Origin of the sequence: Methylobacterium indicum (genome assembly GCF_001043895.1) — a bacterium.
Taxonomy (GTDB): Bacteria; Pseudomonadota; Alphaproteobacteria; order Rhizobiales; family Beijerinckiaceae; genus Methylobacterium; species Methylobacterium indicum.
This window is the reverse complement of record NZ_JTHF01000149.1, coordinates 1-13,950: the sequence shown is the minus strand read 5'-3', so window position 1 is coordinate 13,950 and position 13,950 is coordinate 1. Positions and strand designations below refer to the sequence as shown.

General features: G+C 71.0%; 12 protein-coding genes. 4 read left to right on the top strand and 8 right to left on the bottom strand.

The genetic code is table 11. The features are described 5' to 3' along the window. Window positions 1–81: 81 nt before the first annotated feature. The 7 genes from QR78_RS18295 to QR78_RS18265 form a co-directional block, all read right to left on the bottom strand. Window positions 82–666 (bottom strand): L,D-transpeptidase, encoded by a 585-nt coding sequence (locus QR78_RS18295; protein ID WP_048428993.1) that lies wholly within the window; start codon window positions 664–666, stop codon window positions 82–84. 125 nt (window positions 667–791) lie between these two features. After that, window positions 792–3,068, bottom strand: a complete 2,277-nt coding sequence (locus QR78_RS18290) for a CDC48 family AAA ATPase (protein ID WP_048428992.1) — start codon at window positions 3,066–3,068, stop codon at window positions 792–794. A gap of 172 nt (window positions 3,069–3,240) precedes the next feature. Continuing rightward, window positions 3,241–4,140 (bottom strand): metallophosphoesterase family protein, encoded by a 900-nt coding sequence (locus QR78_RS18285; protein WP_048428994.1) that lies wholly within the window; start codon window positions 4,138–4,140, stop codon window positions 3,241–3,243. 81 nt (window positions 4,141–4,221) lie between these two features. Next, entirely contained in the window at window positions 4,222–4,629 is a 408-nt protein-coding gene (locus tag QR78_RS18280; RefSeq protein WP_048428991.1) for a VOC family protein, read from the bottom strand. A 38-nt stretch (window positions 4,630–4,667) separates the two neighbouring features. Next, on the bottom strand, window positions 4,668–5,846 hold the full coding sequence (glcE, locus tag QR78_RS18275) for a glycolate oxidase subunit GlcE (RefSeq protein ID WP_048428990.1): 1,179 nt from the start codon (window positions 5,844–5,846) through the stop codon (window positions 4,668–4,670). A 105-nt stretch (window positions 5,847–5,951) separates the two neighbouring features. Beyond that, window positions 5,952–7,382: a polysaccharide biosynthesis C-terminal domain-containing protein gene (locus QR78_RS18270; RefSeq protein ID WP_048428989.1), complete on the bottom strand. Its 1,431-nt coding sequence runs from the start codon at window positions 7,380–7,382 to the stop codon at window positions 5,952–5,954. Window positions 7,383–7,480: 98 nt separating this feature from the next. Further along, window positions 7,481–8,725 (bottom strand): glycosyltransferase family 4 protein, encoded by a 1,245-nt coding sequence (locus QR78_RS18265; protein ID WP_048428988.1) that lies wholly within the window; start codon window positions 8,723–8,725, stop codon window positions 7,481–7,483. Window positions 8,726–8,897: 172 nt separating this feature from the next. Here QR78_RS18265 and QR78_RS18260 point away from each other — a divergent pair, with 172 nt between their 5' ends. After that, window positions 8,898–9,767, top strand: coding sequence for a DMT family transporter (locus tag QR78_RS18260; protein WP_048428987.1), 870 nt, complete (start codon window positions 8,898–8,900; stop codon window positions 9,765–9,767). 7 nt (window positions 9,768–9,774) lie between these two features. On the opposite strand, the gene QR78_RS18255 is transcribed toward QR78_RS18260, so the two are convergent. Beyond that, complete coding sequence (locus QR78_RS18255; RefSeq protein WP_048428986.1) at window positions 9,775–10,773, bottom strand: magnesium transporter CorA family protein; 999 nt, start codon at window positions 10,771–10,773, stop codon at window positions 9,775–9,777. A 232-nt stretch (window positions 10,774–11,005) separates the two neighbouring features. Between QR78_RS18255 and groES the strand changes: the two genes are divergently transcribed. The 3 genes from groES (at window position 11,006) to QR78_RS18240 (ending at window position 13,621) form a co-directional block, all read left to right on the top strand. Then, the gene (gene groES / locus QR78_RS18250) at window positions 11,006–11,293 is read left to right on the top strand and encodes a co-chaperone GroES (protein ID WP_048428985.1); all 288 of its coding nucleotides are present in this window, start codon (window positions 11,006–11,008) and stop codon (window positions 11,291–11,293) included. 104 nt (window positions 11,294–11,397) lie between these two features. After that, the gene (gene groL / locus QR78_RS18245; RefSeq protein WP_048428984.1) at window positions 11,398–13,038 is read left to right on the top strand and encodes a chaperonin GroEL; all 1,641 of its coding nucleotides are present in this window, start codon (window positions 11,398–11,400) and stop codon (window positions 13,036–13,038) included. Window positions 13,039–13,444: 406 nt separating this feature from the next. After that, window positions 13,445–13,621 (top strand): type II toxin -antitoxin system TacA 1-like antitoxin, encoded by a 177-nt coding sequence (locus QR78_RS18240; protein ID WP_244278485.1) that lies wholly within the window; start codon window positions 13,445–13,447, stop codon window positions 13,619–13,621. Window positions 13,622–13,950: the final 329 nt, after the last annotated feature.

Below are 13,950 nucleotides of genomic sequence, written 5' to 3'. Positions count from 1 at the left end.
GCGAAGCGGCTCGAAATATCGGCGCAAACGCCGACACGGCCGCCTCGCACCAGAGTGAAACTCACCCTCGGAAATTGAGCCCTACGGCAGCACCACCACCTTCGTCCCCACCTTCACGCGGTCGTAGAGGTCGATCACGTCCCGGTTGGTCATGCGGATGCAGCCCGAGGATACCGCGGCGCCGATGGTCTCCGGCTCGTTCGAGCCGTGGATGCGGTAGAGCGAGGAGCCGAGATAGAGCGCCCGCGCCCCGAGCGGGTTGTCGTTGCCGCCGGCCATGTAACGCGGCAGGTCGGGCCGGCGCTTGATCATCTGCTCGGGCGGGCGCCAGGCCGGCCATTCCTTCTTCATCGTCACGGTCTTGGTGCCGGACCAGGAAAAGCCCTCGCGGCCGACGCCGACGCCGTACTGGACCGCCTCCTGGTTCGGCAGGATGTAGTAGAGCCGGCGCTGGCTGGTCGAGATCACCACCGTGCCGGGCTTGTAGGGGCTGTTCCAGCCGATGGTCTGGCGCGGCACGCCCTGCTGGCGGAAGACCGTCAGGAAGTCGGCGATCGGCCCGCGGTCGAGCAGGCTGATGGCCTGGGCCGGCGCGGCCAGGGTCAGAAGCGTGGCCGCCGTCACGAGCGGTGTCAGCAGGCGCCGCGGCGCGGTCAGTCGGGTCATCGTCCCCTCCCGTTCGGTTAACGTCGAACGGGTTGGCCGCCGGGCTGTGGCGAAAACAGGGCGGAAACAATCGCCGGCCGGCCCATGGTGCATCCGCGCCACAGGCCGGCCGAAGACCGACTTGGCTATTCCGCAGCCTGGCGCAGCGGCATGAAGCCGATCGGCTGGCGCTGCGGCCCCTCCTGCTTGAGGGTCCGCTGCAGGGTCTCGTAATCCTGCTCCATCTCCGGCGTCACCGAAGCGCGGGTCTCGCGCAGCGCCGCGTCGAAATGGGCCTGCGTGACCCGCTCGCTCGTCAGGTTCTCGCGCAACGCCATCAGGCCGGCGCGGCGGGTCAGGTCCTCGAGATCGGCCCCGGTAAAGCGGGCGGTGCGCTCGGCGAGCCCGTCGAGGTCGACGTCGTCGGAGAGCGGCATCGCGCGGGTGTGGATGCCCAGGATGTGGCGCCGCCCGGCGATGCCCGGCACCGGCACGTAGATCAGCTCGTCGAAGCGGCCCGGGCGCAGGAGCGCGGGATCGACGAGGTTCGGCCGGTTGGTGGCGGCCATCACCACCACGCCCTGCAGATCTTCCAGGCCGTCCATCTCGGCAAGGAGGGTGTTGACCACCCGCTCGGTCACGGCCGGCTCGCCGAGGCCGCCGCCGCGCACGGGCGCCAGCGAATCGATCTCGTCGATGAAGATCACCGTCGGGGCGACCTGACGGGCACGGGCGAACAGCCGCGAGACCTGCTGCTCGGATTCACCGTACCACTTCGAGAGGAGGTCGGAGGACTTGGTGGCGACGAAGTTCGCCTGCGCCTCCCGGGCCACCGCCTTGGCGAGCAGGGTCTTGCCGGTACCGGGCGGGCCGAACAGCAGAAATCCCTTGGCCGGGCGGATGCCGATGCGGCGGAAGGCCTGCGGGTTGCGCAAGGGCAGCTCGACGCCCTCGCGGAGCCTGGTCTGCACCTCGCCCAAGCCCCCGACATCGTCCCAGGTGACGTTCGGGACCTGGATCATGATCTCGCGCAGGGCCGAGGGCTGAACGCGCTTGAGCGCATTCAAAAAATCCTCGCGGCAGACCTGGAGCGTCTCCAGGATCTCCGGCGGGATGCCCTCCTTGAGGTTGATCTGCGGCAGGACGCGGCGGAGCGCGTCCATCGCCGCCTCGCGGGCGAGCGCCGAGAGGTCGGCGCCGACGAAGCCGTAGGTGGTCCGGGCGATCTCGTCGAGATCGACATTGTCGCCGAGCGGCATGCCGCGGGTGTGGATGGTCAAGACCTCGCGCCGGCCCGGCTCGTCGGGCACGCCGATGATGATCTCGCGGTCGAAGCGACCGGGCCGGCGCAGGGCCTCGTCGATGGCGTCGCGCCGGTTGGTGGCGCCGATCACCACGATGTTCTGGCGCGGTTCCAGCCCGTCCATCAGGGTCAGCAGCTGGGCCACGATGCGCCGCTCGACCTCGCCGCGGACCTCCTCGCGCTTCGGGGCGATCGAATCGATCTCGTCGATGAAGATGATCGCCGGCGCGTTGCGCTGCGCCTCGGAAAAAATCTGGCGCAGGCGCTGCTCGGATTCGCCGTACTGGCTGCCCATGATCTCGGGGCCGGCGATGTGGAAGAACTGCGCCTCGGTCTCGTTCGCCACCGCCCGGGCGAGCAGGGTCTTGCCGGTGCCGGGGGGCCCGTAGAGCAGGACGCCCTTCGGCGGATCGATGCCGAGGCGCTGGAAGAGCTCGGGGTGGCGAAGCGGCAGCTCGACCATCTCCCGCACCTGGTCGACGGTGGTGCCGAGGCCCCCGATGTCGTCGTAGGTGACGTCGGCCCGGCGGACCTCCTTCGGCTCCTCGTAGAGCGGCCGCAGCTCGACCTCGGTCTCGGCGGTGATCTGCACGATGCCGCGGGCGGGCTGGGTCGAGACCACGACGAGGCGGATCTCCTGCAGGCCGTAGGCCGGCATGTTGAACATCTGCCGCAGTTCCTCCGGCACCTCCTCGCTCTTGAAGCGCGAGGGCACGGAGGTCGAGATCACGTCGCCGGCGACGAGGGGCCGGCGGTAGAAGGTCCGGCGCAGGGCCTCGCCCGAGCCCTGCAGGCGCAGGTTCTTCTGGGCCGGGGCCAGCACCACCCGGGTCGCGGGGCGCACCTCGGCCTTGCGGATCTCGACGTGATCGCCGGAGCCGACGCCGGCATTGACGCGCTGGAGTCCGTCGAGGCGGATGATGCTGAGGCCCTCGTCCTCCTGTCCGAGCGTGATGGCGAGCGCCGTGGTGTGGCGCTTGCCGATGATCTCGATCGGCTGGCCTTCCTGGAGGCCGAGGCTCCGGAGCACCGATGCACCGACCCGGGCGACGCCCCGGCCGACATCCTCGGCCCGCGCATTCGCGACCTGCGCCCTGACGTCGCCTGCTTCGTCCGCCATCCGGGTGACCTCGCTCCTCGGGAGCCGGCACCTCGGCCGACCCACCGTCGGCGGCCCTGATCCGCCGCCGCACCGCCGGCGCCGCCGGGACCGGCCGCGCATCGGCGGGAGAACGTCCGCTCGCCTGAAATGTTGCGGAGCGGGTTAGGCCTTGAAGATCGACCGGGACCTCTCAGCCCTTGAGGGTCAGTGTGCCGAGATCGCCCAGGCCGCCCTCCGGCAGAAGGCCGCGCAGGGTCGCGGTGAGGGAGAAGCCGGTCGCCGTGCGCTCGATCTCGTAGAGGTGGTAGCCGGCGCAGTGCTTGAGCGCCCCGCCCCGGGCGGAGGCCGAGGGGGCGCCGATCACCGGCACGCGCCGCCCGCCCGGCGACATCACGAAGGCGACGGAACCGACATGGTTGTGGCCGTGCAGCACGAGGTCGGCGCCGACCCGGCCGATCATCGCCTCGAAGGCGTGGGCGTCGGTGAGGTTGCGCCCCGCCTTGGCGCCGCCGACATGCGGCGGATGGTGGATCATCACCACCCGGCACGGCCGCTCGGGTTCGGCGGCGAGGTCTTGGAGCATTGTTTCGGCAGCCCGGATCTGGTCGGAGCCGAGGCGCCCGCTCGCCACGAAGGGCGCGGTCGGGATCGCCGACGAGAGCCCGACGAGGGCCAGCGGTCCTCGGCGGCGCAGGTAGGGAAAAACCTTGTCGCGGCCGGCATCGTCCCGGGTCCAGGGGCCGACCGCGTCGAGGAGGCCCTTCAGCGAGCCGCGCACGTAGGCGTCGTGGTTGCCGGGCACGAAGCTGACGAAGCCCGGCTCGCCGAGCGCCTCCATGAAGGTGCGGGCGGTCTCCCACTCGCTCGGCAGGCCGATGTTGCAGAGGTCGCCCGTGCAGGCGATGTGGTCCGGCGCGGCGTCGCGCAGGTCGGCCACCAGGGCGGCCAGGATCTCCATGTCGTGGGTGAGCTTGCGGCCGCGGCTCCAGTTGACCCAGCCGGTGGCGCGCTTGCTCATCAGCTGGCGCAGCCGCGGGCGCGGCAGCGGGCCGACATGCGGATCGGTGAGGTGGGCGAGGCGAAAGGTCATCGAGGGCAGCAACGCATGAGCGAGGATCAGGTCCGCTTCACGGATGTCGCGGCGGCCCTCCCGTAGCAGCGGACCGGGCCGTCACACACCCCCTTCGGGCTCGTGACACGCCACGCAGAGCTTGTTGCCGTCGAGATCGCGAAAATAGGCGCCGTAATAGGCCGGATGATAATGCGGCCGCAGTCCGGGGGCTCCTTCGCAGGTGCCGCCTGCCGCCAATGCCAGGGCGTGGCAACGATCGACGCTGGCCCGCGAGCGGGCGGTCAGCGCCGTCATGAGCCCGTTGCCCGGATTCGGGGCAGCGCCGTCCCACGGCCGGCCGACGATCACGAGGGGTCGGTCGGCGTCGCACGGCATCCAGCCGGCCCACCCGTTATCCGGTTCGTGAAAGCGGAGCCGGAGGCCCAGCTCCTCGAACAGGGCCGCGTAGAAGGGAATGGCGCGGGCGAGGTCGGCGGTGCCGAGGCAGACATGCGAGATGACGCTCATGGCCGGCGGGCCGCTCCCTCGGCGATGGAAATACGACTTCAGATCCCGGCGTACATCCGCCCCGGGTTGAACAGGCCGGCGGGATCGTGCGCCGCCTTGAGGCCGGCGGTGATCCGCATCAGCGGCTCGGACAGGGGCTCGAAGACCGGCACCGCGGCGCGCACGGACTCGGGCGCCCGAACCAACGTCGCGTGGCCGCCGGGGGCGAGGGCCGCCCGGACGACCGCCGCGCCCGCATCGCCGGTGGCCGGTGTGGCGAGCCAGATGAGGCCGCCGCCCCAATCGTAGAACCAGCGCGCCGGGCGCGACGCGGCGATCGCCGCGGTGACGGCGGGGCCGCGCCCCGGCGCGGTCGAGAGGCGCCACACCGCCTCGCCGCCGCCGGCGAAGGGCAGGACGTCGCGCACCGCGCGCCACCGGGCGGTGGCCGCCTCCCCCTCCACCGTCTCGGGGGCTGCAAAGCCGCGCAGCAGGCGGGTGAGCTGGCCGAGGCGGTAATCGACCGAGGCCGAAAAACCCTCGATCCGCAGGAGCGTGCGGGCCGGTCCGTCGATGCCCTCCGGCAGGTGGGCCGCACCCGTGATCTCGAACGGCGAGCCGAGGGCGAGGCTCATCGCCTCGACGGCGCGGGCGTCGTCGAGGCCGGCGAGGGCCAGGGTCGCGGTGCGTTCGGGCACGGGCAGCACCTTGAAGGTGACCTCGGTGAGGAAGCCGAGCGTGCCCCAGGAGCCGGCCATCAGCTTCACGAGATCGAGGCCGGTGACGTTCTTCATCACCCGGCCGCCGGACTTCACCGCCTCGCCGCGCCCGTTGACGAAGCGCACGCCGATCAGGCTGTCGCGGGCGGCGCCCCCGGCGATGCGCCGCGGACCCGAGACGTTGCCGGCGGCGACCGCGCCGATCGTCGGCTCGCCGGCCGAGCCGAGCAGCGGGCGATGGTCCATCGGCTCGAAGGGCAGCATCTGGCCGCCCTCGGCGAGCCGCGCCTCGACCTCGGCGAGCGGGGTGCCGGCCCTGGCCGCGATGACCAGCTCGGCCGGCTCGTACAGGGTGATGCCGGTGAGCCCCGCCGCCGAGAGCGTGGCCTCGTCCTGCGCAGGCCGTCCGATCCCCGCCCGTGTGCCGCCGCCGACGAGCCGCAGCCGCTCGCGCCGCGCCGCCGCCTCGCCGATCAGGATCGCGGCCTCGGCCTCGCTGCGGGGCTGATAGATGCTCATCGCGGGTTCGCTCGGTGGGCGGATCGGGCGCGGATCATTGCGGGCAACGGGAGCGGCTTGCAAGCGGGGGGGCGCTGCAACGAATCGAGTTCGAGGCAAAGGCCTCTACTCCGCCGGGACCCCTCGGCCGAAGCGTGCGAGCACCGCGCTCCGCAGGCCCGCGATGTCGAAGCGCCAGACCAGGGCGCCGTAGACGAGCCCGCCGACGCCGATGCAGGCCGGCAGGGCGAGCCAGGGCGCGAGGCCGCGCAGGGGCAGGAGCGCCGCGGTCATTGCCGCCGTGGCGAGCACGATGGCTGCGGGATCGCGCCAGGGCATCCGGAGGCGGCCGGGTCCGGTCAGCGCGCGCAGGCCGAGGAACAGCAGGGCGGCGACGAAGCCGAGGGACTGCGCCGCGGCGATGCCGGCCGGGCCGAAGGACGCGGTGAGCGCCAGAGCGGCGACGAGGTTGACCAGCGCCCCGATGGCGCCGGCCGCGACGAGCGGCAGGGTGCGGCGGCGGATCTGGAAGATCGGGTTGAGGACGAAGTTCATCAGCGCCAGGGCGACGAGGCCCGGCAGCAGCAGGAGCGTGTAGCCCACGAAGTGGCCGCGATAGGCTTCCGGCACCGCGATCGCCTCGAGCGCCGGGGCGACGGCCCAGAATCCCGCAGCGCTCGGCAGGATCAGGGCCAGCACGACGGCGCCGTTGCGGGCGACCTGCTCCTCGCCGGCCTCGTGGCCGTGGGTCTCGGCGGCGAGGACCGCGATCTGGAACAGCAGGAGGTCGAGGGCGGCCCCCAGCGTGCTGAAGATCCGCCCGCCGATATCGGCGGCGAGCGAGAAGTAGCCGGCCTCGGCGAAGCCCGCCGCGGCGGCGACCGCCGAACGGTTGGCGAAGGGCATCAGCTGGTAGACGACGTTGGCGGCGACCACCGGCAGGCCGTAGGCCATGAACAGGCGGACGGCCTCGCGGCGGCGGGCCGTCTCGTGCGGGGTCGGCGGATCGCTGAGTGCCCGATGGACGACGAGGGCGGCGAGGAACTGGCTCAGGCCCCCGGCGAGCATCACCGCGGCGGCGTCCCGCGTCGCCCAGGCGGTACCGACCATCATCACGAGGGCGAGGCCGTTCTTGACCAGGACGAGCCGCAGGTAGAGCCCGCCGGCGAAGCGGGCACGGGCCAGCGCCGCCTGGTAGTCGAACAGCCCGATGCCGACCGCCGCCCCGGCCGAGGCCGCCGCGAGCAAAGCCGGATCGCCGAAGACGGGCCGGCCGGCCAGGGCCAGGAGCGCCGCGCCCGTGAGGCCGATCGCGGTGGCCGCGTAGGCCCGGTCGAGCATGGCGCGGATCCACGGCTCGGCCTGCCGGACCCGCTCGGAGTAGAAGCGGGTCGCCGAGAGGCGCAGCCACTCGAACAGCAGGGTGTTGAGCGCCACCGCGCCGGCCGTGCCGAGGGCGAAGCGGCCGAAATCCGCCGGCCCCAGGATCTGCGCGATGAGCAGGCCGAGGGCGAGGTTCAGGACCGCATTGACCACGAAGGCCGCGATGACCGCCATTGCAGTGGGTGCTCGTTCGAGGGGCCGCGATGCGGCGTAGGTCCGCTGAGGTCGACGAGAAATCCCGCGCCGTCTGTCGATTGGAAGGAAGCGGGAGCCTACCCCACCGCCCGCGCCATCGGCCGCTCCTGCCCACCCTCCCCGGCCACGTCGCGATAGACCCGCTCCAGCCCGTCGAGGTGGCGTTCCAGCGTCAGCGGATCGGCCCAGAACAGGTCGTAGGCGGCGCGTCCCATCCGGAGCGCCGTGGCGTCGTTGGTAAGATGGCCCATGGCGTCGGCGAGCGAGCGCGGATCGTTGGAGCGGAACCACAGCCCGCTCTCGCCGTGGCGCACCGCCTCGCGGCCGGCGCAGACGTCGCTGACGATCACCGGCGTGCCGAGGCCGAGGGCTTCGAGCACCGTGAGGGGCTGGCCCTCGTACCAGACCGACGGGAAGACGAGCGCGCGGGCTCCGCGCAGCACCGCCTTCACCTGGTCCGGGTTCTGCCAGCCGAGGAACGACGCCTCGGGGTAGCGCGCCTCCAGCTCGGCCCGGGCCGGCCCGTCGCCCGCGAAGACCGCCCGCGCCCCGGCGAGCCGCGCCGCCTCGGCGAAGATCTGCGGCCCCTTCTCGGGCGAGAGGCGGCCGACGAACACGAAGTCGCCGGGCGGGCCGGCGCGGTGGCCGAGGGGCGCGACGTCGACCGGGTTCGGGACGTCGAAGTAGCGCGTGGTGGCGGGCAGGTAGGGCGCCAGCACCTCGCGCTGCAGCCGGCTGATGGTGATCATCGCGTCGATGCCCTCGACGAGGCCGGTGCGGCGCATCAGGGCGTGGCGGGCGACGCGCATGAGCTTGCGCGGATAGGTGCGCGAATCACAGTTGTGGGTCAGGCAGGCCGGGCCGTTCGGCACCCGGTGGCAGGTCGCGGCGACCGGGTAGTCGTAGAAGCCGCCATTGGGGCAGGCGAGGTAGTATTCGTGCGCGGTGTAGACCACAGGCGCGGCCGTGCCCCGCAGCACCGGGCCGATCGAGGGCGACAGGGCCTTGGCCCAGGCATGGACGTGCACCACCGTGTCGCGCGGGTCGGAGTCGGCGACGAGGTCGCGCAATTGCGCCGCGGCCGGGGCGTTCCACAGCCACTGCACCCCGAAGGCGGCGAGCGAGCGCGCCTTGGTCACGTCGGTCTGGCCGAGCAGCACCGTGCGCACGCCGGCTTCCGCGAGACGCGGATCGGCCGGGCCGACGGCGGCGAACAGCACCACCTCGTGGCCGCGGCGGGCGAGCCCGATCGCGCTCTCGAGCGAGACCTTGGCCTGGCCGCCATTGATGTAGGCGTGGTCGGCGACGAGGACGATTCTCACCGCCGCCCCCGCGCGGGCTGGCCGGGACCCTGATGCAGCATCGTCGGGCTTCCTTGAGGCGACGAAAAAAACCGGAGTCGAGGATGGGTCGGACCCCTTAAGGAAACGCCTCAAGGCACGACGACGCCAGACCCTTGCGCCGCGGGCCCGGCCGGGCCATCCGGCTTAGACCATGCGTCCCTCCTCCTCCCCCGCCTCCGCGATCCTGCTCGCCGCCCTCGGCATCGGGCTCCTCTCCCTGATGGACGCCACCATCAAGGGCCTGTCCGACCGCTACGGCGTCACGGAGATCGCCTTTTCCCGCTACCTCGTCGGCACCCTGGTGATGGCCGGCGTCCTGGCGGTGCTCCGCCCCGGCTGGCCCTCGGCCGAGACCTGGCGCACCAACGGGGTCAGGGCCGTGCTGGTGGTGGCAACCGCGCTCTGCTTCTTCCACGGCCTCTCGGTGCTGCCGCTCGCCGAGGCGCTGGCGCTCTCGTTCCTGAGCCCGATCTTCATCGCGCTCTTCGCCGCGCTCCTCCTGCGCGAGCGGGTGCGCCCTCCGGTCTGGGCCGGGCTCGTCGTCGGCTTCCTCGGGGTCGGGATCGTGGTGGCGGGCCAGGTCGGGGCGGAGGGGGTGGCGCGCGGCGCCGGCTCGGCCTGGGGCATCGCCGCGATCCTCGCCTCGGCGCTGACCTACGCGCTCTCGATGGTGCTGCTGCGCGCCCGCGCCCGGCACGACCCGGTCGTCACCATCGTGGCGATCCAGAATGCCGGTCCCGCCGCGATGCTGGCCGCCCCGGCCGCCTGGACCTGGACGCCGGTCGCCGCACCCGACTGGGCGCTCCTCGTCCTCGTCGGTATGCTCGGCGTCGCCGGCCACCTCGTCCTCAGCCGCGCCTACGCCCAGGCCGAGGCGTCGCGGCTCGCCGCCATGGAATACACCGCGCTCCTGTGGGCGATCGGCCTCGGCTACTTCGCCTTCGGGGAGGTGCCGGGCGTGGCGACGCTGGCGGGCGCCGGGCTGATCCTCGCCGGCTCGGCGCTCGCGGCCAAGCGGTGAGAGGGCGTCAGAACCACCCCTTCAGCTTGAAGTAGACCGCCGGGATCAGGGCGCTCAGCCCGATCACCGCGAGCCCGAACGGATAGCCGAAGGTCCAGTCCAGCTCCGGCATGTGCTTGAAGTTCATGCCGTAGACCGAGGCCATCAGCGTCGGCGGGATGCCGATCACCGAGACGACGGTGAGCACCCGGAAGGTGTTGTTCTGCTCCATGTTGATGAGGCCGAGGGTAGCATCGAGCAGGAACTGCACCGTCTCGGAGAGCCGCGTCTCGAACTCGTCCAGGGAGGCGACGTCGAGGCGCAGGCTCTCGAAGCGGGCCTTCTCCTCAGGCCTCAGCCATCCCTCCGCCTCGCCGGCGACGTAGGGCAGGATGCGGCCGAGCCCGAGCAGCGAGGCGCGCAGCTTCGCCAGCGCCTTGCCGCGCCGGCCTATGGCGCGCAGGAGCCGCCGCAGGGCGAGGTCGCGGCGCTTCGGGGCGGATGCGTCGCGGCGACCGTGGCCGTTGGCGCTGGTGTCGAAGGTGAAGATCCGGGTCGAGAGCGAATCGAGCTCGTCGCTCATCGTCTCGAGGCTGTCGGCCATCCGGTCGATCAGCTCCTCGACGAGCGCCAGGAACGTCTCGACGCTGGAGGCCGGCCCGTCGCGCTCGGCTTGGCGCGCCTTCACGGTGTCGAAGGCCGCGAGCGGCTGGAAGCGCACGGTCAGCAGCCGCTCCGGCGTCAGCACGAAGCCGAGGGGACGGAGCGTCAGGTCGTCGTCCCGGAACGAGACCATCGGCGTACTGAGATAGAAGGCGTCCCGGCGCCGGTTGAGGCGGCGGGAATTCTGCACCTCGCTCAAGGCCTGCCGCGACGGGACCGCGAGCCCGGTGACGGCTTCGGCGAGCGAGGTTTCGGCCTCGCTCGGATCCTCGAGGTCGAGCCAGGTGCCGTGGGGCGGCAGGGGCCGGGCCGCGCAGGCCTGGCCCTCGGCGACGACGCCCTCAGGGCCGTGCAGCGTGATCATGGAACCGGCGGTGCTCCTGATGGGGCGGGGACGACGAACCGTGCCGTATGGGCAACACACCAGCGCCGATGCGCAGGTGCTTGACTCGTCCGCGCGCCCCGCTTATCTCCACGCCAGCCTTAGCACTCACCCAACGAGAGTGCTAATGCCTGGGTTGGCAGGCGCCTTGGGCGGTCGCGTCCTCGGCGAGAGCACCAACCGCAACGCGTTCCGCGAAGCAAGAGGGCAGCACATGCAATTCCGTCCGCTGCACGACCGTGTCGTCGTCCGTCGCATCGAGAGCGAGGAGAAGACCAAGGGCGGCATCATCATCCCGGACTCCGCCAAGGAGAAGCCGCAAGAGGGCGAGATCGTCGCCGTCGGCCCCGGCGGCCGCGACGAGTCCGGCAAGCTGACCCCCCTCGACGTCAAGGCCGGCGACCGCGTCCTGTTCGGCAAGTGGTCGGGCACCGAGGTCAAGATCGACGGCAAGGACCTCCTCATCATGAAGGAGTCCGACATCATGGGCGTGCTGGCGTAAGCCCACTCCCCTGAGACGCCCTGAAGCCTGACGGCGGCGCCCCGCACGGGAAGCCGACGCCGGAGGGTTTTTTCCGAAACACCGATCGACAGTGAGGAATCACCATGGCAGCGAAAGACGTTCGTTTCGCCTCCGACGCCCGCGAGAAGATGCTGCGCGGCGTCGACATCCTGGCGGATGCCGTGAAGGTCACGCTCGGCCCCAAGGGCCGCAACGTCGTGATCGAGAAGAGCTTCGGCGCGCCGCGGATCACCAAGGACGGCGTGACCGTCGCCAAGGAGATCGAGCTCGCCGACAAGTTCGAGAACATGGGCGCCCAGATGGTGCGCGAAGTGGCCTCGAAGACCAACGACATCGCGGGTGACGGCACCACCACCGCCACCGTGCTGGCCCAGGCGATCGTCCGCGAGGGCGCCAAGTACGTCGCCGCCGGCATGAACCCGATGGACCTGAAGCGCGGCATCGACCTCGCCACCCAGGCCGCCGTGAAGGACATCCAGAGCCGCGCCAAGAAGGTGTCGGCCTCGGAGGAGATCGCCCAGGTCGGCACGATCTCGGCAAACGGCGACAAGGACATCGGCGAGATGATCGCCCATGCCATGCAGAAGGTCGGCAACGAGGGCGTGATCACGGTCGAGGAGGCGAAGACCGCCGAGACCGAGCTCGACGTCGTCGAGGGCATGCAGTTCGACCGCGGCTACCTCTCCCCGTACTTCATCACGAATGCGGAGAAGATGATCGCCGAGCTCGAGGACCCCTACATCCTCATCCACGAGAAGAAGCTGTCGTCGCTCCAGGCGATGCTGCCGGTGCTCGAGGCCGTCGTTCAGACCGGCAAGCCGCTGCTGATCGTCGCCGAGGACATCGAGGGCGAGGCTCTGGCCACGCTCGTCGTCAACAAGCTGCGCGGCGGCCTGAAGGTCGCGGCCGTGAAGGCGCCGGGCTTCGGTGACCGCCGCAAGGCCATGCTCGAGGACATCGCGATCCTGACCTCCGGTCAGATGATCGCCGAGGACCTGGGCATCAAGCTCGAGAACGTGACCCTCCCGATGCTCGGCCGCGCCAAGCGCGTCCGCATCGAGAAGGAGAACACCACGATCATCGACGGCTCGGGCGAGAAGGCCGACATCGAGGCCCGCGTCCAGCAGATCAAGGCGCAGATCGAGGAGACCACCTCGGACTACGACCGCGAGAAGCTCCAGGAGCGTCTGGCCAAGCTCGCGGGCGGCGTCGCGGTGATCCGCGTCGGCGGCGCGACCGAGGTCGAGGTCAAGGAGAAGAAGGACCGCGTCGACGACGCCCTCCACGCCACCCGCGCGGCGGTCGAGGAAGGCATCGTTCCCGGCGGCGGCACAGCGCTCCTGCGTGCCAAGAAGGCCGTGGCCGCTCTCTCGAGCGACAACGCCGACGTCCAGGCCGGTATCAAGATCGTCCTGAAGGCGCTTGAGGCCCCGATCCGCCAGATCGCCAGCAATGCCGGCGTCGAGGGCTCGATCGTGGTCGGCAAGATCGGCGACAAGGGCGACTCGGAGACCTACGGCTTCAACGCCCAGACCGAAGAGTACGTCGACATGATCCAGGCCGGCATCGTCGACCCGGCCAAGGTCGTGCGCACCGCCCTGCAGGACGCCGCTTCGGTGGCCGGCCTGCTGGTGACGACCGAGGCGATGGTCGCCGACGCCCCGAAGAAGGAGAGCGCTGCTCCGGCGATGCCGGGCGGCGGCATGGGCGGCATGGACTTCTAAGTCCAAGCCAACCGGTCTTCGCGAGACGGAAGGGGGTCGCCGAAAGGCGGCCCCTTTTCCGTTGAGATGGTCTGGATCGCGTCCGGGCTTGCACGCTCGATGCCTTTACGTCAGAATTGCAGGTGTCGGAGGGGGCGATGGGCGGGTTGCGACCGCGAGGCTTGACGGATGACGGGTCTGCCATCGCGGATGAGCGCGCTCCTGCTTTGCCCGGTGCTCCGGACTTTCTCCTCCCATCGCCCAAGATGCGGAGGCCGCCCTCGGGAGTGCCGAGTTTCGGGCATCTCCTGGCCTCGTCAGGGCTGCCTGACGGGGACCTGCCGGAGCGCGACAGAACTCCGCTGCGGGATTTGGATCTCTGATGTCGTGCCGATCGCAGCCGCCCCACTCGATCGACGATGAGACGATGTCGCCGATCGAGCTAACTGCCTCGCGCGCGCGGCAGTCGATAGTCTCGCATGCAACCCTGGTGCTCTCCGATCGGGACCGCGCCGTCTTCTTCGACACGCTCATCAATCCACGCGGCCAGAATGATCGGCTGAAAGCGGCCTTTGCCGAGCATGCGCGCCGCGTGAAGCGGTGACGGCAGATGAGTCCGGCGAGGCTGTGTCTCAGGGCTGGTGAGCAATCGAACGATCACCAGGGCCATTCCCCGTCGCGGGATGGTGCACGATACAGCAGGTTGCGCGGTACAATCGCTTGCGACCGCCGCGCGCGAACCCTCCCCCGCAGAGGCTAGCGGATTCACACTTCTCCTCTGAATGCTAACCCATTGAAGGTAAGCGCGCTTCCCCTCCCACCAGGGGGGAGGGGAAGTGCGCTTATCGTCCATGGGTTAGCATTCCGCGGAGACGTGTGAATCCGCTAGCCTGTGCGGGGGAGGGTTCGCGCGCGGCGGTCGCAAGCGATTGA

Coding starts and splice junctions, on each gene's coding strand:
- QR78_RS18295 (WP_048428993.1), bottom strand. CDS start 666: ATGACCCGACTGACCGCGCCGCGGCGCCTGCTGACACCGCTCGTGACG.
- QR78_RS18260 (WP_048428987.1), top strand. CDS start 8,898: ATGCGTCCCTCCTCCTCCCCCGCCTCCGCGATCCTGCTCGCCGCCCTC.
- QR78_RS18280 (WP_048428991.1), bottom strand. CDS start 4,629: ATGAGCGTCATCTCGCATGTCTGCCTCGGCACCGCCGACCTCGCCCGC.
- QR78_RS18270 (WP_048428989.1), bottom strand. CDS start 7,382: ATGGCGGTCATCGCGGCCTTCGTGGTCAATGCGGTCCTGAACCTCGCC.
- QR78_RS18255 (WP_048428986.1), bottom strand. CDS start 10,773: ATGATCACGCTGCACGGCCCTGAGGGCGTCGTCGCCGAGGGCCAGGCC.
- QR78_RS18240 (WP_244278485.1), top strand. CDS start 13,445: ATGTCGCCGATCGAGCTAACTGCCTCGCGCGCGCGGCAGTCGATAGTC.
- glcE (WP_048428990.1), bottom strand. CDS start 5,846: ATGAGCATCTATCAGCCCCGCAGCGAGGCCGAGGCCGCGATCCTGATC.
- QR78_RS18290 (WP_048428992.1), bottom strand. CDS start 3,068: ATGGCGGACGAAGCAGGCGACGTCAGGGCGCAGGTCGCGAATGCGCGG.
- QR78_RS18285 (WP_048428994.1), bottom strand. CDS start 4,140: ATGACCTTTCGCCTCGCCCACCTCACCGATCCGCATGTCGGCCCGCTG.
- groL (WP_048428984.1), top strand. CDS start 11,398: ATGGCAGCGAAAGACGTTCGTTTCGCCTCCGACGCCCGCGAGAAGATG.
- groES (WP_048428985.1), top strand. CDS start 11,006: ATGCAATTCCGTCCGCTGCACGACCGTGTCGTCGTCCGTCGCATCGAG.